1 protein-coding gene is annotated in these 635 nt (G+C 43.9%); it reads right to left on the bottom strand.

What is annotated here, in order from left to right; translation table 11 throughout:
• Positions 1-194 (bottom strand): hypothetical protein (locus tag LRP50_RS25435; RefSeq protein WP_274167181.1); only part of this gene is annotated, 194 nt, incomplete at its 3' end.
• Between the last annotated feature and the right edge of the window lie 441 nt (positions 195-635).

The following is a 635-nucleotide window of genomic DNA, read 5'->3' as shown; positions in this document are numbered from 1 at the left end:
CGGCGAAAAACATTAGCTTCATGCAAAAATGCCACCGTAAACGCCATAAGTTGATATAAAAAAATTTGCGGATATGTTTTGCGTCCGCCTTGAAAACCTTTGTTATAAAGCTGCCACCCAATCTGTTTGACTAGCCGCACCTCACCTTTTGCCTTTGCAAGCAGCCCTTGGGATGCTTGGTCTTTCGGGGCCATTGATGGCTTGTTTGCAACACTTTTAATGGTGAGCGGCGATCCAAAACCAAACCGCTTTTTTGTTGAGAAAACCACTGTGGTTTGGCGCTCAAAGCCGCTGCTTACATGTAAGTAAAATTACAGCGTATAACGTCGTTTTAAGGGGCGAAAAACATTAGCTTCACGCAAGAAAGCCACCATAAACGCCATAAGTTGATATAACAAAATTTGCGGGAATGTTTTGCGTCCGCCTTGAAAACCTTTGTTATAAAGCTGCCACCCAATCTGTTTGAATAGCCGAACCTCGCCTTTTACCTTTGCAAACAGCCCGAAGAATGTTTGATTTACTCTAGCTACCAAAGGCTTGTTTGCACAACTTTGATGGTGAGCGGCGATACATCACCAAACCGCTTTTTTGTTGAGAAAATCGCAGTGGTTTGGCGCTCAAAGTCGCTGCTTACA

It is taken from the genome of Enterovibrio gelatinilyticus (genome assembly GCF_028683095.1).
GTDB lineage: Bacteria > Pseudomonadota > Gammaproteobacteria > Enterobacterales > Vibrionaceae > Enterovibrio > Enterovibrio gelatinilyticus.
Note: the sequence above shows the minus strand (reverse complement) of the source record. Positions and strands in the feature narration are given on the sequence as shown.